At 54.8% G+C, this 22,056-nt stretch carries 19 protein-coding genes; 8 read left to right on the forward strand and 11 right to left on the reverse strand.

What is annotated here, in order from left to right; all coding sequences use genetic code 11:
- Window positions 1–80 precede the first annotated feature (80 nt).
- The 3 genes from QNN88_RS05035 to aegA all read right to left on the reverse strand — a co-directional run bounded on the left by QNN88_RS05035 (window position 81) and on the right by aegA (window position 3,955).
- Window positions 81–1,121 (reverse strand): DUF1176 domain-containing protein, encoded by a 1,041-nt coding sequence (locus tag QNN88_RS05035; protein WP_414239218.1) that lies wholly within the window; start codon window positions 1,119–1,121, stop codon window positions 81–83.
- Between the two features lie 124 nt (window positions 1,122–1,245).
- Window positions 1,246–1,821 (reverse strand): GDP-mannose pyrophosphatase NudK, encoded by a 576-nt coding sequence (nudK, locus tag QNN88_RS05040; RefSeq protein ID WP_414239219.1) that lies wholly within the window; start codon window positions 1,819–1,821, stop codon window positions 1,246–1,248.
- Window positions 1,822–1,993: 172 nt separating this feature from the next.
- On the reverse strand, window positions 1,994–3,955 hold the full coding sequence (aegA, locus tag QNN88_RS05045; RefSeq protein ID WP_414239220.1) for a formate-dependent uric acid utilization protein AegA: 1,962 nt from the start codon (window positions 3,953–3,955) through the stop codon (window positions 1,994–1,996).
- A gap of 213 nt (window positions 3,956–4,168) precedes the next feature.
- Here aegA and narQ point away from each other — a divergent pair, with 213 nt between their 5' ends.
- Entirely contained in the window at window positions 4,169–5,875 is a 1,707-nt protein-coding gene (narQ, locus tag QNN88_RS05050; protein ID WP_414239221.1) for a nitrate/nitrite two-component system sensor histidine kinase NarQ, read from the forward strand.
- A 168-nt stretch (window positions 5,876–6,043) separates the two neighbouring features.
- Entirely contained in the window at window positions 6,044–9,157 is a 3,114-nt protein-coding gene (acrD, locus tag QNN88_RS05055) for a multidrug efflux RND transporter permease AcrD (protein WP_414239222.1), read from the forward strand.
- Window positions 9,158–9,248: 91 nt separating this feature from the next.
- On the opposite strand, the gene ypfM is transcribed toward acrD, so the two are convergent.
- Window positions 9,249–9,308 (reverse strand): protein YpfM, encoded by a 60-nt coding sequence (gene ypfM, locus QNN88_RS05060; RefSeq protein WP_001386977.1) that lies wholly within the window; start codon window positions 9,306–9,308, stop codon window positions 9,249–9,251.
- 388 nt (window positions 9,309–9,696) lie between these two features.
- Here ypfM and QNN88_RS05065 point away from each other — a divergent pair, with 388 nt between their 5' ends.
- The 3 genes from QNN88_RS05065 to QNN88_RS05075 are packed head-to-tail and all read left to right on the forward strand — an operon-like array spanning window position 9,697 to window position 11,411.
- Window positions 9,697–10,053 (forward strand): ArsC family reductase, encoded by a 357-nt coding sequence (locus QNN88_RS05065; RefSeq protein WP_414239223.1) that lies wholly within the window; start codon window positions 9,697–9,699, stop codon window positions 10,051–10,053.
- A gap of 3 nt (window positions 10,054–10,056) precedes the next feature.
- Window positions 10,057–11,184, forward strand: coding sequence for a succinyl-diaminopimelate desuccinylase (dapE, locus tag QNN88_RS05070; RefSeq protein WP_414239224.1), 1,128 nt, complete (start codon window positions 10,057–10,059; stop codon window positions 11,182–11,184).
- Between the two features lie 26 nt (window positions 11,185–11,210).
- The gene (locus QNN88_RS05075) at window positions 11,211–11,411 is read left to right on the forward strand and encodes a YpfN family protein (protein ID WP_012906607.1); all 201 of its coding nucleotides are present in this window, start codon (window positions 11,211–11,213) and stop codon (window positions 11,409–11,411) included.
- Between the two features lie 38 nt (window positions 11,412–11,449).
- Here QNN88_RS05075 and ypfH read toward each other — a convergent pair whose 3' ends face one another.
- The 6 genes from ypfH to dapA form a co-directional block, all read right to left on the reverse strand.
- Window positions 11,450–12,148 (reverse strand): esterase, encoded by a 699-nt coding sequence (gene ypfH, locus QNN88_RS05080; protein WP_414239225.1) that lies wholly within the window; start codon window positions 12,146–12,148, stop codon window positions 11,450–11,452.
- A 73-nt stretch (window positions 12,149–12,221) separates the two neighbouring features.
- On the reverse strand, window positions 12,222–14,231 hold the full coding sequence (locus QNN88_RS05085; RefSeq protein WP_414239226.1) for a tRNA(Met) cytidine acetyltransferase TmcA: 2,010 nt from the start codon (window positions 14,229–14,231) through the stop codon (window positions 12,222–12,224).
- Window positions 14,232–14,245: 14 nt separating this feature from the next.
- Complete coding sequence (locus QNN88_RS05090) at window positions 14,246–15,112, reverse strand: neutral zinc metallopeptidase (RefSeq protein WP_414239227.1); 867 nt, start codon at window positions 15,110–15,112, stop codon at window positions 14,246–14,248.
- A 125-nt stretch (window positions 15,113–15,237) separates the two neighbouring features.
- Window positions 15,238–15,951, reverse strand: a complete 714-nt coding sequence (purC, locus tag QNN88_RS05095; protein ID WP_414239228.1) for a phosphoribosylaminoimidazolesuccinocarboxamide synthase — start codon at window positions 15,949–15,951, stop codon at window positions 15,238–15,240.
- Between the two features lie 111 nt (window positions 15,952–16,062).
- Window positions 16,063–17,097, reverse strand: coding sequence for an outer membrane protein assembly factor BamC (gene bamC, locus QNN88_RS05100; RefSeq protein ID WP_414239229.1), 1,035 nt, complete (start codon window positions 17,095–17,097; stop codon window positions 16,063–16,065).
- A 16-nt stretch (window positions 17,098–17,113) separates the two neighbouring features.
- A complete protein-coding gene (gene dapA / locus QNN88_RS05105) occupies window positions 17,114–17,992 on the reverse strand; it encodes a 4-hydroxy-tetrahydrodipicolinate synthase (RefSeq protein ID WP_414239230.1) in 879 nt (292 codons plus the stop codon).
- Window positions 17,993–18,137: 145 nt separating this feature from the next.
- Between dapA and QNN88_RS05110 the strand changes: the two genes are divergently transcribed.
- Window positions 18,138–18,710 (forward strand): glycine cleavage system transcriptional repressor, encoded by a 573-nt coding sequence (locus QNN88_RS05110; protein WP_414239231.1) that lies wholly within the window; start codon window positions 18,138–18,140, stop codon window positions 18,708–18,710.
- Complete coding sequence (gene bcp / locus QNN88_RS05115; protein WP_012906615.1) at window positions 18,710–19,180, forward strand: thioredoxin-dependent thiol peroxidase; 471 nt, start codon at window positions 18,710–18,712, stop codon at window positions 19,178–19,180. The genes QNN88_RS05110 and bcp overlap by 1 nt, the downstream gene beginning before the upstream one ends.
- A 121-nt stretch (window positions 19,181–19,301) precedes the next feature.
- Here bcp and QNN88_RS05120 read toward each other — a convergent pair whose 3' ends face one another.
- Window positions 19,302–20,366: an AI-2E family transporter gene (locus QNN88_RS05120; protein WP_195297184.1), complete on the reverse strand. Its 1,065-nt coding sequence runs from the start codon at window positions 20,364–20,366 to the stop codon at window positions 19,302–19,304.
- 222 nt (window positions 20,367–20,588) lie between these two features.
- On the opposite strand from QNN88_RS05120, the gene bepA reads away from it, so the two are divergent.
- The gene (bepA, locus tag QNN88_RS05125; RefSeq protein ID WP_414239232.1) at window positions 20,589–22,052 is read left to right on the forward strand and encodes a beta-barrel assembly-enhancing protease; all 1,464 of its coding nucleotides are present in this window, start codon (window positions 20,589–20,591) and stop codon (window positions 22,050–22,052) included.
- Window positions 22,053–22,056 lie beyond the last annotated feature (4 nt).

Genomic DNA, 22,056 nt, shown 5'->3' on the forward strand with positions numbered 1-22,056 from the left:
TGACGACGCTAATGCGTCTTATCCGGCCTACAGGATAGCCTTTCGTGGGCCGGATTAGACGCAGTCGTTATCCGAAAAAATCAACGCGTGATCCACAGCGTGGGCCAGGCATCTGGCCCATGCCAGCCATCACAGCTCGGCTCTTCGGCATAACGCACCAGACGAAAACGCTGGCCGTCAAACCGCCAGCGCGTCTGGATCCCACAGTCCGTTAATCCCCGGCCTTTGGCCAGCGTAATTAACTCACGCGACTTCTCGTCAAATTCTGCGTTCATCAACTCCATATCGTTACTTTCCGCGCCGCTGTTAAACGGCAAACGCAGCCGCACCGGGTGTGAGGCGAGCGGTTTTTTGCGCGAAACGATCCACGCCAGATCGATGGTGTTGTATGCCCCGGCTTCGCAGGCAATCATCATCAGGGCTTTGTCATCAGTGAGCGCGGTCACCCGGACCTCGCGGCGTGAAGGATCGAGTGAACACTTAATACCGTTCATTCGCCAGTTGCCGTAATCCAGGAGGTCGTTGCGTTCGTCGAGGGAGAGCGGTGTGGGGGTCGGGTTCACGACGGCCACGCCTTTAAGTGCAGGCGCTGGCGGCACGCTGAGCGGCGGATCGTCACCTTTTTCAATCCACGCCGTTTCACTGCCGACTCGCTTTTGCTGCGCGTCAATAAACAGCAGCGCCGCTTTCAGCCCGGCCAGCGAAATCGTCTGATTCCCCTTTTGCAGGGTGATCGCTTTCCCGTCCTGAATCGTCGCCAGGAAGTCTGCGATGGTTGCCGTGTCGTCCGTCATCAGGTGCCACGGCGTTATGCGCCAGCGCTCGGTACTCAGCGCCAGTGACTTGCCGTCCAGCAACAGTCGCGGCGCAATGTCCGCTTCGTTGGTGGGCGCGGTCAATCCGCCGAGATCGATGCGCAACACCGCGTCAGTATGCGCCCCGGCACTGCGACTCAAGGTCATCACCAGTCCGCCGTGTTCACCGGTATTACGTGCAACGCAAAAATTCTGGTTATTACAGGTCACCTGCCAGTCAGAAAAAGCCTGTTGGGCAGGGGCTGCCCACAGCAAGCGGGTCGGCATCAGGCCGAGCAGGAAAAGGAAAATAACGCGATAGCGCATGGACGGTAATAACCCCGGAAATCAAACGAACAACACCGGTGTATCTTCGTTGTGCTGTTGACCATGCTCAATCGGATTTGTCGGATAGAACCAATAATTCGTAAAGAAATATAATTCTTATTTATCAATCCATTAAATGTGAGGATTGCAAATAGTTGAGCAATAACACGGTCTTACCGTCTCGTATTTCACCGGTTTGAATCATCTCCAGCGTCTGGGTAAACGGTAATTCCAGCACCTCGATGTCTTCGTCTTCCACACCCCCACCCGCGTTAGCGCGCTGACTGTCGCTGTACTGTGCGATAAAAAAATGAATCAGCTCCGTCACGCCGCCCGGAGACATGTACAGTTCAAAAAGCTTACGCACCTCGCCCACTTCATAGCCCGTCTCTTCAATGGCTTCTTTGCGAATGCACGCTTCCGGTTCGTCGTTGTCGAGTAATCCGGCGCAGGTCTCAATCAACTGCCCACTTTCGTTACCATTCACCCACGTCGCCACGCGGAACTGGCGAATCAGTACCACGGTCTTTTTCTCTGCGTTATACAACAGGATCGTTGCCCCGTTGCCGCGATCGAACACTTCGCGTTTGTGACGAATGACTTCGCCATTCGAGCGGGTTAAATCGTAAGTGATATTGCGCAGGATAAAATAGTTATCAGAAAGGACTTTGTCTTTAACGAGGGTGATTTTTTGCGACATACCGGCTCCACAGCGTAAGAAGAGAAATTATACTACGCCGTGAAACCAGTTTTGTCTGTGTAAGATAAGGCTGAATTATGCCGGACAGCGGTGAATTGTAGACCTGATAAGCGCAGCGCTATCAAACCGGATGTCGGCTACGCCTTATCCGGCCTATGGGATAGTCAAACGTTTATCGCCCCAGCCAGTCGATGATCCCCTGCGCAGCGTGGCGTCCTTCCGCCATTGCGGTGACTACCAGATCGGCACCGCGTACGGCGTCGCCACCGGCAAAGATCTTCGGATTACTGGTCTGGTAACGATAAGTGCTCTCAACGTTCGCCGCGATGCGCCCCCAGCTATCCACCTTCACACCGTGGGTCTCCAGCCACGGCATCCCGTGCGGATGGAAACCAAACGCCATGATCACGGCGTCTGCCGGCATCACAAACTCGCTGCCGGCGATCGGCACCGGACGGCGTCGTCCCTGAGCATCAGGTTCGCCCAGTTGCGTACGCAGGAAACGAACGCCGCAGACGCGCCCTTCTGCGTTCAGCTCCAGATCGACGGGTTGTACGTTGAACTCGAAGCTGGCTCCTTCCTCGCGGGCGTTTTTCACCTCTTTCTTCGAACCCGGCATATTGGCCTCGTCACGGCGGTAGGCGCAGGTGACCTGACTTGCACCATGACGCAGCGCGGTACGTACGCAGTCCATCGCGGTATCACCACCGCCGAGCACCACCACGTTGAGTCCGGCGGTGTCAATGTACGGTTCTTCAGGATCGTCATGCAGCCCCATCACCTGTTTGGTATTCGCGATCAGGAACGGTAGCGCGTCGTAAACGCCCGGCGCATCTTCGTTGGGCAGGTCAGCCTTCATCGAACGATAGGTTCCCACGCCGACAAATACGGCGTCGTAATCTTCCAGCAGCGCCTCCATTTTCACGTCCCTGCCCACTTCGCAGTTCAGCTCAAAATGGATACCCATCGCGCTGAAGATTTCCCGGCGACGCGCCAGCAGGGATTTATCCAGTTTGAAAGCAGGAATACCAAAAGTCAGCAGCCCGCCAATTTCAGGGTGACGGTCAAAAACCGTGGCGCTGACGCCGTGACGCGCCAGCACGTCGGCACAGGCAAGCCCTGCCGGACCGGCGCCAATAATCGCCACGCGCTTATCAACTTTCTGGACATGGCTCAGATCCGGTCGCCAGCCTTTACCCAGCGCACGGTCAGAGATATAGCGTTCGATGTTACCGATCGTCACCGCCCCGTGTTCATCGCGCACCGTACAGGCGCCTTCGCAAAGGCGATCCTGCGGGCAGACGCGCCCGGTAATCTCCGGCAAACAGTTTGTCTGGTGCGACAACTCTACCGCCGCATCAATATTTCCGGCTTTCACCAGTTCAATCCACTGGGGGATATGGTTATGCAGCGGGCAGGTCCATTCGCAAATACTGTGCTCACCACACTTCAGGCAGCGTGAGGCCTCCTGCTCCGCCTGAGCGGTGCGAAAAGGCAGATAGATTTCGTCAAAGCTGGTTTTTCGCGCCTCAATCGCCAGCTTGTCCGGCTCGCCGCGTGCAGGCGTCGCGTGCATTTGCTCAATTTTACTTTTCACTCTGACGGACGGCGGCGTTACCTCCGCGTGCCAGGGCTGGTTTTCCTGGCGGGCCGTACGCAAACGGCGCGCTTTCGCCAGATGCGTGAGCGAAGCTTCCGTCACCAGTTGCAGCGCATCCGCAGGACAGTTCTCCACACAGGCCGGCCCCTTTTCCCGCCCCTGACAGAGGTCGCATTTATGTGCTGTGGCTTTGACCTGATCGTTAGCGACAGGGGTCAGGACGATTTGCATGGTGCCAAACGGGCAGGCCACCACGCAGGATTTACAGCCGATACACTTTTGCTGATTCACCTGCACACTGTCGTTGAAGTGGCTTATCGCCCCGTTCGGACAACTTCGCGCGCAGGGCGCATCTTCGCAATGGTGGCAGGTCACTGCACTACGCTGATGCTGATGCTTAATAACCGTGATCCGGGGCTGGTAGTGACGTTGGCTAAGGACATGTTGCTCTTCATTGTGGGCCAAAACGCAAGCGACTTCACAGGCATGGCATCCCAGGCACTGTTGGCTGTTGGCCATAATAAAACGGTTCATGGCGACCTTCTTTTTTGGTTGTAAAAACCTTATTCTTTATATAAGTGTTGTTATTAACCGACTGGCCACACGTCGGCAATGTTCATTTGCCCAGGAAGCACAACTATTTCTACTGAACCTGTGGCAGATCAATTTATTTCAGCCCAGGTGAAATTACGTTTCAGTTCTGCGAGAGATTTTTCATCGTAAGCACTTTTAAAGGAAATTACGCGTGTGATCGTCAAACGCCCCGTCTCGGCCAGTCTGGCCCGGGCTTTTTTTTACATTGTCCTGCTCTCGATTCTCTCAACCGGCGTGGCGTTACTGACGCTGGCAAGTAGCCTGCGGGATGCCGAAGCCATTAACGTGGCGGGTTCGTTGCGCATGCAGAGCTATCGTCTGGGTTACGATCTGCAAAGCCACAGCCCGCAATTAAACGCCCATCGCCTGCTCTTTCAGCAGGCTCTCAATTCACCGGCGTTAAACAATCTGAATGCATGGTATGTGCCCCAGGCGGTAAAAGGCCGCTACGCGCAGCTACACGCTAACTGGCTGGAAATGAATACCCGCCTGGTGGATGGCGACCTGCAGTGGTATCAGAACAACATTAACGCCTACGTTGATAAGATCGATCTCTTCGTGCTGGCATTGCAGCACTACGCCGAACGCAAAGTGATGCTGGTTGTGGGGATCTCACTGGCGGGCGGTATTGGCATTTTTACGCTTGTCTTTTTCACCCTGCGACGAATTCGTCATCAGGTTGTGCGTCCGCTGAATCAACTGGTGATGGCCAGCCAGCGGATTGAACATGGTCAGTTTGACTCGCCACCACTGGACACGCACCTTCCCAATGAGCTGGGGCTGCTGGCGAAGACCTTTAATCAGATGTCGAGCGAACTGCATAAGCTGTATCGCTCGCTGGAAGCGAAGGTCGAAGAAAAGACCCACGATCTCCATGAAGCCAAACGCCGTCTGGAGGTGCTGTACCAGTGCTCTCAGGCGCTGAATACCAGTCAGATTGATGTGCACTGCTTCCGCCATATTTTGCAGATTGTCCGGGATAACGAAGCGGCACAATTCCTCGAGCTTACCGTTGGGGAGAACTGGCGTATCAGTGAAGGTGAAAAACAGGCCGACCTGCCGATGCAAATCCTGCCGGTGACCATGCAGGAGACGGTCTACGGCGAACTACACTGGCAAAGTCAGCATGTCGCCAGCGCCATCCCGCTGTTAAACAGCGTATCGACAATGCTGGGGCGCGGTCTGTACTTCAATCACGCGCAGAAACACTTCCAGCAACTGTTGCTCATGGAAGAACGCGCCACTATTGCCCGCGAGTTGCATGATTCGCTGGCGCAGGTGCTCTCGTATCTGCGCATTCAGTTGACGCTGCTCAAGCGTTCCATTCCAGAGGATAACGCCCCTGCGCAGGCCATTATGGATGACTTCTCGCGGGCGCTGAACGATGCGTATCGCCAGCTACGTGAACTGTTAACCACCTTCCGCCTGACATTACAACAGGCCGATTTACCCTCCGCACTGCATGAGATGCTCGAAACGCTGCAAGGGCAGACCACGGCTAAACTCACTCTGGACTGCCGATTGCCGACGCTCGCGCTCGATGCACAAATGCAGGTCCATTTATTACAGATTGTCCGTGAAGCGGTGCTCAACGCGATGAAACACGCTAATGGCAGCGAGATTGCTGTCAGTTGTGTGACGGCGCCGGATGGTAATCATACGGTATATATTCGTGATAATGGCGTGGGCATCGGCGAGCCTAACGAACCGGCGGGGCATTATGGTCTGAATATTATGCGCGAGCGTGCGGAGCGTCTTGGCGGCACGTTAAGTTTCTCGCAGCCTTCGGGCGGCGGGACGTTAGTGAGCATTAGCTTTCGCTCGACAGACGCAGAAGAGGACGCAAGTCATCTGACATAAATTCGCACCAAACTGGACGTGAACATGCGGGAAGCTGACAAACACTGTAATCAGGCATGATAATTTACATTATCTCCTTTTTTTCTCCACGTTTGACTCGTACCTTCCCGCTACAGTGAAGCAAGTTATACCTATAAAGATATACAGAATAATGAGGTCCTCTTTCTGATGGCGAATTTCTTTATCGATCGCCCCATCTTTGCCTGGGTGCTGGCTATCCTGTTGTGTCTGACAGGTACCCTGGCTATTTTTTCTTTGCCGGTGGAGCAATATCCGGATCTGGCACCGCCAAACGTGCGCATCACGGCGAACTATCCCGGCGCCTCTGCGCAAACGCTGGAAAACACCGTCACGCAGGTCATTGAACAGAACATGACCGGCCTTGATAATCTGATGTACATGTCTTCGCAAAGCAGCGGAACCGGGCAAGCGTCGGTAACGCTAAGCTTCGTGGCCGGCACCGATCCGGATGAAGCGGTACAGCAGGTCCAGAACCAGTTGCAGTCGGCGATGCGTAAGCTGCCGCAGGCGGTACAAAACCAGGGTGTCACGGTACGTAAGACCGGGGATACCAATATCCTGACAATTGCTTTCGTCTCTACCGACGGTTCGATGGATAAACAGGATATTGCAGACTACGTCGCCAGTAATATTCAGGATCCCCTCAGCCGGGTGAACGGCGTCGGCGATATTGATGCTTACGGCTCGCAATATTCCATGCGCATCTGGCTGGATCCGGCAAAGCTCAATAGTTTTCAGATGACCGCGAAAGATGTCACCGACGCCATTGAGTCGCAGAACGCGCAGATCGCCGTCGGACAGCTTGGCGGAACCCCTTCCATTGATACTCAGGCGCTGAACGCCACCATCAACGCCCAATCACTACTGCAAACGCCGGAACAATTTCGCGCCATTACCCTGCGCGTCAATCAGGATGGTTCAGAAGTGACCTTAGGCGATGTCGCCACCGTCGAAATGGGGGCAGAGAAGTATGACTATCTCAGCCGCTTCAATGGCAATGCAGCGTCCGGACTTGGGGTTAAACTGGCGTCAGGGGCCAATGAAATGGCGACCGCGACACAGGTAATTAAACGCCTGGATGAGCTGGCACAATACTTTCCGCACGGTCTGGAGTACAAGGTGGCCTATGAAACCACCTCCTTCGTTAAAGCCTCTATTGAAGATGTGGTGAAAACGCTGCTGGAAGCGATTGCGCTGGTGTTCCTCGTGATGTATCTGTTCCTGCAGAATTTCCGCGCCACGTTAATCCCCACCATTGCCGTGCCGGTAGTGCTGATGGGCACCTTCTCGGTGCTTTATGCCTTCGGTTACAGCATTAACACGCTGACCATGTTTGCGATGGTACTGGCGATAGGCCTGCTGGTGGATGACGCCATCGTGGTGGTGGAAAACGTCGAGCGTATTATGAGTGAGGAAGGTCTCACGCCGCGCGAGGCGACGCGAAAATCGATGGGACAAATTCAGGGCGCGCTGGTCGGTATCGCGATGGTGCTGTCAGCTGTTTTTGTGCCGATGGCCTTCTTTGGCGGAACCACCGGGGCAATCTACCGTCAGTTCTCGATTACGATCGTGGCGGCAATGGTGCTTTCTGTTCTGGTGGCGATGATCCTAACCCCTGCCCTGTGCGCCACTTTGCTTAAACCGCTGCATAAAGGTGAACACCACGGACAAACCGGTTTCTTCGGCTGGTTTAACCGTACCTTCAACCGTAACGCCGAGCGTTACGAAAAAGGCGTCGCCAGGATTCTGCATCGCAGCCTGCGCTGGATACTGATTTACGTGCTACTGCTTGGCGCGATGGTGGTGCTGTTTTTGCGTCTGCCGACCTCGTTCCTGCCGCTGGAAGACCGCGGCATGTTTACCACGTCAATACAGTTGCCGAGCGGTTCAACGCAGCAGCAAACCTTAAAAGTGGTGCAGGAAGTCGAAAAATATTACTTCACCCACGAAAAAGAGACCGTTCAATCCGTCTTTGCGACTGTCGGTTCCGGCCCGGGTGGCAACGGTCAGAACGTCGCACGTATGTTCGTGCGTCTGAAAGACTGGAGTGAACGCGACTCCACCACCGGCACCTCGTTTGCCATCATCGAACGTGCGACAAAGGCCTTTAACAAAATTAAAGAGGCGCGCGTGTTCGCCAGCAGTCCGCCAGCCATCAGCGGTCTCGGCAGCTCGGCAGGCTTTGATATGGAACTGCAGGATCACGCCGGCGCCGGTCATGACGCCTTAATGGCCGCACGTGACCAACTGATTCGTCTGGCGTCGCAGGATAGCGCGTTAACCCGTGTGCGCCACAACGGTCTGGACGACAGCCCTCAGCTACAAATCGATGTCGACCAACGCAAAGCGCAGGCGCTGGGCGTATCCATTGACGATATTAACGATACGTTACAAACCGCCTGGGGATCGAGTTACGTCAACGACTTTATGGATCGTGGCCGCGTGAAGAAAGTCTACGTCCAGGCGGCAGCGAAATACCGTATGCTGCCAGACGATATCAACCTGTGGTATGTGCGTAATAACAGCGGCGGCATGGTGCCTTTCTCGGCTTTTGCTACCTCTCGCTGGGAGACGGGTTCTCCACGCCTGGAGCGCTACAACGGCTATTCAGCGGTCGAAATTGTTGGTGAAGCCGCGCCAGGCGTAAGTACCGGGACGGCGATGGATGTGATGGAGTCGCTGGTGCGTCAGCTGCCGACCGGATTTGGTCTGGAATGGACCGCGATGTCCTACCAGGAGCGACTCTCCGGGGCGCAGGCACCTGCACTGTATGCCATTTCACTGCTGGTCGTATTCCTGTGCCTGGCCGCGCTGTATGAAAGCTGGTCGGTCCCGTTCTCGGTAATGCTGGTGGTGCCGTTGGGGGTTATCGGCGCGCTGCTCGCTACCTGGATGCGCGGTCTGGAAAACGACGTCTATTTCCAGGTGGGATTGTTGACGGTTATTGGGCTCTCGGCAAAAAACGCCATTTTGATCGTTGAATTTGCCAATGAGATGAACGAGAAAGGACACGATCTACTGGATGCGACGCTCCACGCCTGCCGGCAGCGCTTACGTCCAATTCTGATGACCTCTCTGGCGTTTATCTTTGGCGTACTGCCGATGACTATCAGCAGCGGCGCAGGATCCGGCGGTCAACATGCCGTCGGCACGGGCGTCATGGGGGGGATGATCTCGGCAACGGTGCTGGCTATCTACTTCGTGCCGCTGTTCTTCGTGCTGGTCCGTCGACGCTTCCCGCTGAAGCCACGCCCGGAATAAGAAATAAAAAGGCGACCTGTCAACGGGTCGCCCTTTCTGTGTGATGAGTCCCACACGGTATGCTTTGTTATTTGGCTATCCTTCCAGAAATTTATTTGCGAAGCATAACTTCGATAAAATCTTTCCAGTTCCCCAGTTCGCGTTCAATCATAACAACCTCTGCTTCTTATTATGCGTATTCTACAAAAACACTCTCGTCTGGTGAAGACAAATTAACCGATTGCTGTGATTACATCCTCCGGGGTGTGGTTGATGTGATTACTATGGCGCGGTCTCCATAAATTTTATGTGACTTACTGCAATAATTCGAAATAATCATACCTTATCTGGTACTCCTGCAATTTCGATTAAAAACAAGTAACTGCGTCGGAGAAAATTCCGAATTTTGCTTAGGGAGTCAATATCAGCGGATTCAGGAATTATTATTCACATTAGTTCAACAATGTTATATTTACCGATCACGATTAAATGACAAAATGTATTATCGGATGTAACGATATTGATGATTATATAATCAATTCACGTTAATAAGGATGCAAATGATTACCCTCTACGGTATTAAAAATTGTGACACGATTAAAAAGGCCCGCCGGTGGCTGGAAGCGCGTGGTATCGACTACCGATTTCACGATTACCGTGCCGATGGCCTGGACAACACACTTCTTACTTCATTTATCAATGAGTTAGGATGGGAACCGCTTCTCAACACCCGTGGAACGACGTGGCGTAAACTGGATGAAGCCACGCGCAGCCACATCACCGATGCTGCGTCTGCTGCCGCATTAATGACTGAAATGCCAGCGATCATCAAACGCCCATTGCTCTGCGCGCCCGGGAAGCCTATGCTGCTGGGTTTTAGTGAATCCAGTTATCAGCAGTTTTTTGACGAGGTGTAGTCTATGTCGTGCCCGGTTATTGAGCTGACACAACAGCTTATTCGCCGCCCTTCCCTGAGCCCGGATGATGCGGGTTGTCAGGCGTTGATGATTGAACGCCTGCGCGCGATCGGTTTTACCGTTGAGCGCATGGATTTTGCGGATACACAGAATTTTTGGGCATGGCGCGGGCAGGGTGAGACGCTGGCGTTTGCCGGTCACACCGACGTTGTCCCGGCAGGCGATGCCGATCGCTGGATCAACCCCCCTTTTGAACCCACCATTCGCGACGGGATGTTATTTGGTCGCGGCGCGGCAGATATGAAAGGTTCGCTGGCGGCTATGGTGGTGGCAGCAGAGCGCTTTGTCGCTCAGCATCCGAACCACAAAGGGCGTCTGGCGTTTTTGATTACCTCTGATGAAGAGGCCAGCGCGAAAAACGGCACCGTCAAGGTGGTCGAGGCGCTGATGGCGCGAAATGAACGACTGGATTACTGCCTGGTCGGCGAGCCCTCAAGCACCGAAGTCGTGGGTGACGTGGTGAAGAATGGCCGTCGCGGATCGTTGACCTGCAATCTGACTATTCATGGCGTGCAGGGCCACGTAGCTTATCCCCATCTGGCGGATAACCCGGTGCACCGCGCCGCGCCAATGCTCAATGAGCTGGTAAATATTGAGTGGGATCAGGGTAATGAATTTTTCCCGGCCACCAGTATGCAGATTGCCAACATCCAGGCGGGTACCGGCAGCAATAACGTCATTCCCGGTGAGCTGTTCGTCCAGTTCAACTTCCGTTTCAGTACCGAACTGACCGATGAGATGATCAAAGCGCGGGTGCACGCGCTGCTCGAGAAACATCAGTTGCGCTATACCGTTGACTGGTGGCTTTCCGGCCAACCGTTTTTAACCGATCGCGGGAAGCTGGTCGATGCTGTCGTGAACGCCATCGAGCACTATAATGAAATTAAACCGCAGTTGCTGACCACGGGCGGTACGTCTGATGGGCGGTTTATTGCTCGTATGGGGGCGCAGGTCGTGGAGTTGGGTCCGGTGAATGCCACAATTCATAAAATCAATGAATGCGTGAACGCTGCCGACCTGCAACTGCTTGCTCGTATGTATCAACGAATTATGGAACAACTCGTCGCCTGACGAGATTCCTGCAAGAGGTAACGCGCATGGACTGGCTGGCTAAATATTGGTGGATTCTGGTGCTGGTGTTTTTGGTAGGTGTGCTGCTGAATGTCATCAAGGATCTCAAACGCGTCGACCACAAAAAATTCCTCGCGAATAAACCGGAACTTCCCCCGCATCGCGACTTTAACGATAAATGGGATGACGACGACGATTGGCCGAAGAAAGACCAACCGAAGAAATAATCAAAGGCCGGAGGTTTTTTTCCCTCCGGCCTTATCGTTTAGATCATCTCAATCACGTCATCATCGTTCGGCGTACCGCCGCTGAGCGCTTCATCAAAGTAGTGCTTCGGTACGGTATAGCGCAAATGATCGAGGGCAAACTGCATGCTACGATCGTCAATCGCATGACCGAGATCTTCCACGATATCCAGCGTGACATCGCCCCCCGCAGTTAACAGCGCGTCCTGCGCGGCGACCGCATGCGAAAGTTCAATCACCCGATCTTCACCACCGTGAATCAGATGTATCGTGGTAGCAGTTGATGCCGTTTCCGGCAGGCTGGCGAAGCGTCCGTTAAACGCAATCACTCGCGAGGCAAGGCCTGGCTCGGCTTTGATACTCTCCAGCGCCATAATCGCCCCCTGAGAGAAACCAATCAGCGCCGTGGCATTCGCCCCTACGCCACTCTGTTTTTGCCAGTAACGTACGGTTTCGATAAACACCGGCATGATGGCATCAATCCGCGCCTGGCGGTTCTCTTCCGTCACCCCTTGCACGGAAAACCACTGACGCCCGGATGCCGGGCCGCTCGGCTCAACGCCGCCGATACTGACCACCAGCGCGTCGGGAAAGAGAGGAGCGAACCACGAACCGATCTCGCCCATTGCGACAGGGTTATCGCCCACGCCATGAAACAGCAGCAATAGCTGTTGAGCAGGTTGGGTCGGGCTTTGAACAACAAAATGGTCATGTTTCATGGCGATCTCCTTAACTGATGTCGTTCATTCTACGCGGCTCAATCGCAATGACCATGCCAGAAAATTGAAGGAGTTAGTGAAAAAATTGCCATTGCAGAATGCGATTGCGCGCATGCTCAGCACGCGAGGGTTCCAGAGCAGCAAGCGCCTGCGCCGCTTCTTCGCGCTGACGTTTCAGCAGCGCTTTACGCCCGGAAAGGCGCAATGTCACACAGAGTTCAGCATCGCTGCGTCGCTCTTGCAGACAACCCCGCAGCGCCGGGAGTGGCAGCGTACTGGTCAGTAACAGACGACTCATGCAGCCCAGTGATGTCAGCAACGGACGGTGCGCAAAGGCAAATCCCGCCAGCGTCTGCCAGTCGTCCTCATTAAGCGTAGTCGCTTTTAGTGGTTCAACCGGGATCGCTTCCCCATTCCATCGCGCAAGTATGTCGGCATCACGGCGTAAACGCTGATGTTCATACTCAGCCAGGCGTCTTCCCGCCGCGTTAAGCGGTAAGAGTGCCATTGCGGTATAGCAACCACTGCTGGCCTCTTTGTGATTGCCCATACGCACCAGGATGAAGCCGCAGCGCTGCCAGAAGCGCCACAACTCCGGCGTATAGCCAAAGCTCACAGAAAGGTAGTCGCAATTTGCCGCATGGGCCTGCGCGATTAGCTGTTGCCCAATGCCTTCGCGCTGACGCCCCGGATGGACGGCAATACGACTGATCCGACGACCGATCAGGGTAGCCGCCAGCGGGTACCCACCGTGTGCCGCCAGCGACTGCGCGACGAGGTTCCCCCGGGGCCGTCGAAAGCCCGCCCAGACAGCCTGGCTGAGGCCCGCGCTAAGGCCCCCCTCGTCCACCAGCCACAGCGCACCAGCCACTTCAGTGCCACAGGTGGCCTGCAAAAAATGCTGACCCGGCGCATCCATCATACGGCGTAGATCCAGCGGAGAGGTGCGATAATGCGCCCCGGAAAGCAGGCGATAGACCGCCAGAGGCATTTGTGGCTGCGTTCGCCACGCGCTCTGTTCAAAAGGGGACAGGGTGATATCGCCCCGCGGGACGCAGGCAAAGCTGTCATCATCAAACACCAGCGCCTCGTTGATCATCTTTTCCAGTGGGCAGCCCTGCGCCCAGCGAACAGGTTGCACAAGCTCATAGCGTTGCAGATGCGGGAAACGGGCGCAGAATTTCAGCAGAAAACCGCGTCCGGTTCCTTCGTAACCCTGTACGGTCGTTGTCAGTAGGGTACGCGGGAAGCGGGAAACCAGACGTTGCAGCAACGGCGCGGGGATCGCCGCGGCTTCATCGACGACCAGCCAGTCAGCGTCAACTTTCGCATTCAGCAGCGCATCCGGTGCCATAAAGCGGAAGCGGTCGCCGGCAAACTGTGCCAGCACATCGGTTGCCGCTTTTGCTGGCGCGGTGACGATGACATCGCCCTTGATACGCGAGATTAATAACCCCGCCAGAGCCGATTTCCCGCGCCCACGAGCCGCAATCACCGTGGCAATTCCTGCGGGCATCTGCAGAAGGGTCTGTAAGAGGATCGCCTGCTCCGGAAGCGGTTCACCGGTTGCGCAGTGCCACCCTGGACGTTTCGGAAAATGCGGAACGCAAAAAGGCTGATGCTGCTGCCAGCACAGCGTCTGCTCATCGGTCTCGATGATTCGCCGTAGGCGGTGGATAAAATGCGGCGTCGGGATAGGCTGAGAACAATCGCTCCAGCGTAGCGAATCGGCATCCGGGCAGGCAGGCCAGCGTGCAAGCGGTGGCGTGAGCAGCACCAGCCAACTGCCCGCCCGCAGCGTTCCGCTTAAGGCGGCAAAGGCCGCTGCATCAAATCCTGTCAGGGCATCGAATACGGCATGATGGAATTCACGGCCCAACAGCGTTTGCAGTGCCTGAGGCGTACAGCACGGTTCGGTGGAAGCCACAGGGGAAACCCGTAGCCAGTCGCCTGGCAATATGTCACGCAGACGTTGCGCCTGCTCATGACACCAGTCAGGCTCGCCGCTCAGCACCAGCAGGCGGCGAATCCCTTCCCGGGACATTTGCGCAGTGAGCGCACTCAGCATGGTTTGAACGGACATCCCTGCCTCAGAAGTTAAAAACCTTTGCCAAAAGTATTACATTGCGCCGGGTTGCCGCTATCAAAGCCACGTTTGAACCAGGTGTAGCGCTGCTCAGAGGTTCCATGCGTGAAACTGTCCGGCACTACGCGCCCCTGGCTTTGCTGCTGGAGACGATCGTCGCCTATTGCTTCAGCGGCATTCAGCGCCTCCTCCAGATCGCCGGACTCCAGAACCCCCTGCTGCTGCATGCTGTGACCCCAGACGCCAGCAAAGCAATCCGCCTGCAGTTCCATACGCACCGAGAGTTGGTTAACTTCCGCCTGTGAAGCGTTCTGTTGCATCTGACGCACCTTCGGTTCGATCCCCAGCAGTTTCTGGACGTGGTGCCCCACTTCGTGGGCAATGACGTAGCCCTGAGCGAAATCACCGTCCGCGCCCAGTTTGTCTTTCATGTCATCGTAAAAGGAGAGATCGATGTAAACCGTGCCATCCGCCGGGCAGTAAAACGGCCCCATGACGGATTGTCCAGTACCGCAACCGGTGCGCGTCGTCCCGCGATACATCACCAGCTTCGGCTGTTGATAGGTGCGGCCCATTTTTTCAAATTGTTGCCCCCAGGTGTCTTCTGTTGTCGCCAGAATGACCGAGGTGAATTTTGCCGCTTCATCTTCATTTGGGCTGATGGATCGCTGAGACGACTGCTGTGAGATCGGCTGTCCCGTCATCAATCCCGTTAAATCGACACCGTAATAGCCCGCCACCAGAACCACAATCAGCAGAACCAGCCCACCCTTTCCAGTCGGCAGACGAAACCCCGGCCCGCCCAGAGAAGGACCGCCGCCGGAGTTACTGCGCCTGTCTTCCACATTGTCACTTTCACGACGCCCTTGCCAGCGCATACTCACCTCAACACAATATTCATTATGATGATGATCGTAGGCGGTTCAGCGCAAGATTACCACAGGAAAGCGAGATTGAAGTGCGAAGAGCAGGCCGGAGAGCAGACCCCGGCCCGAGAGGCGAGTTAGTCGAGATCTACACCCAGACGACGAGCCACGGTTTCATAGGCTTCAATCAAGCCGCCCAGGCTCTGACGGAAACGGTCTTTGTCCATTTTCTCGAGGGTCTCTTTGTCCCACAGACGGCTACCGTCCGGAGAGAATTCATCGCCGAGCACCACTTCGCCTTTGTACAGACCGAATTCCAGTTTAAAGTCGACGAGAATAAGCCCTGCGTCATCGAACAGTTTTTTCAGCACGTCATTCGCTTTATAGGTAAGCTCTTTCATTCGTGCCAGATTCTCTTTGCTCACCCAGCCAAAGGTTTCGCAGTAGGAATCATTGACCATCGGGTCATGCATTGCATCGTTTTTCAGGAACAGGTCGAATAACGGTGGATTCAGTTCAATACCTTCTTCAATACCCAGACGTTTAACCAGAGAGCCTGCCGCACGGTTACGCACCACGCACTCGACCGGCACCATCTCCAGCTTTTTCACCAGGCATTCGGTATCGGAGAGCAGTCGCTCCATCTGCGTCGGGATACCCGCTTCGGCCAGTTTGGTCATGATGAAATAGTTGAACTTGTTATTCACCATGCCCTTACGATCAAACTGCTCAATGCGTGCGCCATCCCCTGCTGACGTATCATTGCGGAATTCGAGCACCAACAGGTCCGGGTTTTCCGTGCTGTATACGGTCTTCGCTTTACCACGATACAACTCAGCTTGCTTTTGCATCTTCATTACTCCTGGGTGTGATCATTTGTATTCAAAACGGGGAATATTATGCCACGCACACGTTTGCGTAGCACGGAAATAAAAAGGGCCGGATTTCTCCAGCCCTGTTTTTTACTTGCTAAACGCAGCCTGGAAGATGGCAACCAGCGCGTCGTTCTGGCTCTGCGTCAGGGTATGCCCCTTCGGATCGATAAACTGCAAGCTGCTGCGGTTATCTAAATCACCGACCTGCAGTTTGTAGTCACCGGAAGAGAGCCCCGGATCGCGAGCGCCCAGTTCCTGCCAACCGCTATCAGACAATGGTTTGTAGGTGACGGCCATGCTCCCCTGAGAACGGGTGCTGTCGGTCACTTTCATGCCGACTTTCTCCAGTGCTGCCGGGAGGCGCTGCCAGACGACGTTGAACGGACCACGCACCACCAGCATCGGTAAACCGGTGTCATCCGCGGCGCTCTGCACGTCCATTGTGGCGGCAGAACGGTTTTGCGCGGCATTCGCGGCGTCAGTGGCGGTCTTATCGAGGCCTGCTGAAATCACGTTCATCATCTCAGTGCTATAACGCTGCAGTGAAGCGGCATCCGCCACAGGCTTACCAGCCTGCTCAAGGTTAACCAGTTTCACCATCACCGCCTGCTGATAGCCCTGCGGTTTAACCGAGATTTGATAACGGCCACGGTACTGCTCGTCTTCGTCCAGACGGTTCCAGTCAACCCAACCGGTTGTCAGCGTCTGGCTGGCATCATCACGTTTTTCAATCGTGTAGTTTTTAGACTGAATCACGCTGACCACCTGCGGCCACAGCGTCGTTCCACGCCCATTTTCCACCAGCAGCGTTGCGGTATCGCCTGCAAACTGGGTCCGGGCACCGGAAACCAGCGCCAGCGGCTGTGCCGGCGGACGGATATCCAGCGCTTTCCCTACGGCACCGCTGCCGTTGGTCACCGGAATGTTGTAGTCGCTCGTGGTCACCGGCAGAATCATACCGGCAGGCGCATGAAGTTCAGCAAGCGGTGCGGCTTCCAGATAGGATTCATCACCACTCACCTGGCGCTTGTAGCGCGAGTCAGAACTACAGGCCGCGAGCAGCAAAACAAGCGAAACACCCGCAACCCTGGCCAGGCGCGACTTTTGTACTGAGTAAGCCATCAAATCTCCCTAAACTTTACAGCAAACCGGCATGCTTGAGCGCCGCTTTGACAATTTCACGACCACTGTCCGTGATCGGTGTCATTGGCAAGCGCAGCGTATCGGTCGCCACAAGGCCCAACGCCTTACATGCCCATTTCACCGGGATAGGGTTGGGTTCGACAAACAGTTTGTTATGTAACGGCATCAGACGCTGGTTAATGGTACGCGCCTCGGCAAAACGCCCTTCCGCCGCCAGTTTGCACATTTCTGCCATATCACGCGCCGCAACGTTAGACGTCACGGAGATCACGCCATGACCGCCTAACTGCATAAAGTCCATCGCGGTCGCGTCATCGCCGCTGAGCAGCAGAAAATCATCGGAAACCAGCTCTTTGAGCTGGTGAACCCGACTTAAGTTCCCTGTCGCCTCTTTAATTGCGACAATATTTTTTAATTCCGCCAGACGGCCAACGGTTTCCGGCAGCATATCGCAACCGGTACGGGATGGCACATTATACAGAATTTGTGGCAGGTCAGTATGCTCAGCGATGGCTTTGAAATGCTGGAACAGACCTTCCTGAGTCGGACGGTTGTAGTAAGGCGTCACCGTCAGACAGCCGACAATCCCGCTGTCATTGAAACGCTGCGTCAGACTAATGGCTTCTGCGGTCGCGTTCGCGCCCGTACCGGCAATCACCGGGATACGTCCATCAGCCAGCTCCAGCGTCATCATCACCACGTCGCCATGTTCATCATGACTCAGCGTGGCGGACTCACCGGTAGTGCCTACAGAAACGATCGCCGAGGTGCCGCTGGCGACATGATAATCAATCAGTTTTTTCAGGCTTGACCGGCAGACATTACCTTTTTCATCCATCGGTGTAACAAGCGCGACAATACTTCCCGTGAACATGGGCCATCCTCTGTGCAAACAAGTGCCTCAATGTTACGTTTGGTACGACAATAAAAGCAAGCGACGAGAGCCCTTCTGATTGTTGTATGCAGGTTTTTTTTATGCTTTCCTTATGATTACCCTACCTCTCAAAGGAAGAACAGGTTTGACACCTTCATCGCAACATTACCTGGTTATTACTGCGCTGGGTGCCGATCGCCCGGGAATTGTGAACACGATCACCCGTCATGTCAGCAGTTGCGGCTGTAATATCGAAGACAGTCGCCTGGCCATGTTGGGCGATGAGTTTACGTTTATCATGCTGCTGTCGGGTACCTGGAATGCCATTACCCTGATCGAATCGACCCTGCCGTTGAAAGGTGCAGAGCTGGATTTATTGATTGTGATGAAACGTACGACGGCGCATCCTCGCCCGCCAATGCCGGCAACGGTATGGGTTCAGGTCGATGTGCCGGATTCGCCACATTTGATTGAACGATTTACGGCCTTGTTTGATAACCATCGAATGAACATTGCGGAACTGATTTCGCGCACGCAACCTGCTGAAAACGATAAGGCGGCGCAGCTATATATCCAGATAACCGCCCACAGTCCGGCGTCGGATGATGCCGCAAATATTGAACAGGCCTTTAAAGCACTATGTACAGAACTCAATGCACAAGGCAGTATTAACGTTGTTAATTATTCACAACATGATGAACAGGATGGAGTTAAGTAATGAATCCACTGAAAGCCGGTGACATCGCACCGAAATTTAGCTTGCCGGACCAAGACGGAGAACAAGTAAATTTGACCGACTTCCAGGGACAGCGTGTTCTGGTCTATTTCTATCCGAAAGCCATGACGCCAGGCTGTACCGTTCAGGCCTGTGGCCTACGCGATAACATGGATGAGTTAAAAAAAGCGGGTGTGGATGTGCTGGGTATCAGCACTGACAAACCTGAAAAACTTTCCCGTTTTGCTGAAAAAGAGCTGCTGAACTTTACCCTGCTGTCTGATGAGGATCATCAGGTCTGCGAGCAATTTGGCGTCTGGGGCGAGAAATCGTTTATGGGGAAAACCTATGACGGGATCCATCGCATCAGCTTCCTGATTGACGCTGACGGCAAGGTTGAACACGTTTTCGATGATTTCAAAACCAGCAATCACCACGATGTGGTGCTGAACTGGCTGAAAGAAAACGCCTGATTTTCGCGCGGCCGGATGACGGCTGACATCCTGTCCGGCCTACCGTTTGTAGGCCGGATAATCGGCTGTCTGTTTAAGCGTCCTTTTTATCTCGCGCCACCTTCCCTGTTGCATAAACGCATCAGGACTCGTCAACGACCTGCGCATCCGGCCAGGCATGGACAACGGCCTTGATTAACGTCGCCAGCGGAATGGCGAAGAAAACGCCCCAGAATCCCCACAGACCGCCAAAGATCACCACCGACAGAATGATGACCAGCGGATGCAAATTCACTGCTTCAGAAAACAACACCGGTACCAGCAGGTTGCCGTCCAGCGCCTGGATAATCAGATAGACGGCGAAACAACTCCAGAACTCGGTCCCCAGACCAAACTGGAACAGCGCAACGCCTACCACAGGAATGGTCACCACAAAAGCGCCGATATAGGGAATGAGTACGGAGAATCCCACCAGTACGGCCAGCAGCAGCGAGTAATTCAGGCCAAACAGCAGGAAGCCAAGCCAGGTCGCCACGCCCACCACCATCATCTCCAGCACTTTACCGCGGATATAGTTGGTAATTTGCTGGTTCATCTCCTTCCAGACCTGCCCTGCCAGACCGCGATTGCGCGGCAGCACACGACGCACAGCGTTCAGCATCTGCTCTTTATCTTTGACGAGGAAAAACACCATCAGCGGCACCAGTACCAGATAGACCGCCAGCGTCAGCAGGCCCACCAGTGAGGCCAGCGAGTATTTCACCACCGAATCGCCCATGGTCAGCATGCGGGTACGCATGTTTTCCGCCATCGCATCAATGATGCCCGCATCCATTAAGGCCGGATAACGCCGCGGCAGCGTGGCGGCAAAATCCGACAGTTTGTTCAGCATCCCCGGCATGTCGCGAATCAGTAAGATCCCCTGCTGCCATGCCACCGGCATCACCACAAAGGCCATTAACAACAAAATGCCGACAAAGACGATCAACACAAGAGAGGTCGCCCAGCGGCGCGAACAGCCGATGGCTTCAAGACGAGCGGTTGGCCATTCCAACAGATAAGCCAGCACAATGGCGACCAGCAGCGGTGCCAGTAATCCACTAAAAAAGAAAAGAATGCCAAACCCGGCGACCAGAATAACCAGCAAGGCAATCGCCTCGGGGTCGCTAAAGCGACGGCGATACCATTGCATCAACATTTCGAGCATAAAACCTTCCCTGAACCTCAATAGCGGGATTGCGATCCCGAATTGTATCGAAATGTCACAAAAAAGACTTCGCTTTTTATTGCTGATTCAGGAAACTGAAAAGTCATTTGTGCAGGGTATTCATCGACCATTTTCGCCGTTACACTGCCAGTATCGGCTGAACGGAACGATACAGCCCGGCATCGGTCAAATGACTATCTCAAAGAAAACAGGACAGAGGTTATGTTCAGGCAGTTTAAGAAGAACCTGGTTGCTACCCTCATTGCCGCGCTGACCCTGAGTCAGGTGGCTCCCGCGTTCGCAGACTCCGCGGACAGCTTGCCGGATATGGGAACCTCGGCGGCAAGTACGCTCTCCATCGGGCAAGAGATGCAGATGGGCGATTATTATGTACGTCAGTTGCGCGGCAGCGCGCCGCTGATTAACGATCCGCTGCTGGTTCAGTACATAAATGGGTTGGGTATGCGTCTGGTTTCTCACGCCGATTCGGTCAAGACGCCCTTTCATTTCTTTTTGATTAATAACGATGAAATTAACGCCTTTGCCTTTTTTGGCGGTAACGTCGTGCTGCACTCTGCCCTGTTTCGCTATTCTGACAACGAAAGCCAGCTTGCCTCAGTCATGGCGCATGAAATCTCACACGTCACCCAACGTCACCTGGCGCGCGCAATGGAAGATCAGAAACGCAGCGCACCGCTGACCTGGGTCGGCGCATTAGGGTCTATTTTGTTAGCGATGGCCAGCCCACAAGCCGGGATGGCCGCACTTACCGGGACGCTGGCGGGTACCCGTCAGGGGATGATCAGCTTTACCCAGCAGAACGAACAGGAAGCTGACCGTATCGGTATTCAGGTCTTACAACGTTCAGGATTCGATCCGCAGGCGATGCCGACCTTCCTGGAAAAACTGCTCGACCAGGCGCGTTACTCCTCGCGTCCACCGGAAATTTTGCTGACCCACCCCCTGCCGGAAAGCCGTCTTTCAGACACCCGCAACCGCGCAAACCAGATGCGTCCGGTGGTGGTGCAATCCTCTGAAGATTTCTATCTGGCGAAAGCGCGAACGCTGGGGATGTATAACTCCGGGCGCAATCAGTTGACCAGCGACATGCTGGACGAGTGGGCAAAAGGTAATGTCCGACAGCAGCGCGCAGCGCAGTATGGTCGTGCGTTACAGGCGATGGAAGCCAGTAAATACGACGAGGCTCGCAAAGCGCTGCAACCGCTGCTGTCCGCAGAGCCCAATAACGCCTGGTATCTGGATCTGGCCACCGATATCGACCTCGGACAAAAGAAAACCACTGACGCGATTGCCCGACTGAAAAAGGCACGTGATTTGCGGGTCAACCCGGTCCTGCAACTCAACCTTGCAAACGCCCTGCTCCAGGGAGGACAGCCACAAGAAGCGGCGACCATCCTTAACCGTTATACCTTTAATAACAAAGACGACGCCAACGGCTGGGATCTGCTGGCGCAGGCGGAAGCCGCGCTGAATAATCGGGATCAGGAGCTGGCCGCACGTGCGGAAGGGTATGCGCTGGCAGGCCGCCTCGATCAAGCCATCTCGTTACTGAGCAGCGCCAGTTCGCAGGTCAAACTGGGTAGCCAACAGCAGGCGCGTTACGATGCGCGCATCGACCAGTTGCGCCAGTTGCAGGAACGCTTTAAGCCGTACACGAAAATGTAAAAAG

The sequence above is a fragment of the Citrobacter sp. ANG330 genome, assembly GCF_047467925.1.
Classification (GTDB): Bacteria; Pseudomonadota; Gammaproteobacteria; order Enterobacterales; family Enterobacteriaceae; genus Citrobacter_A; species Citrobacter_A amalonaticus_G.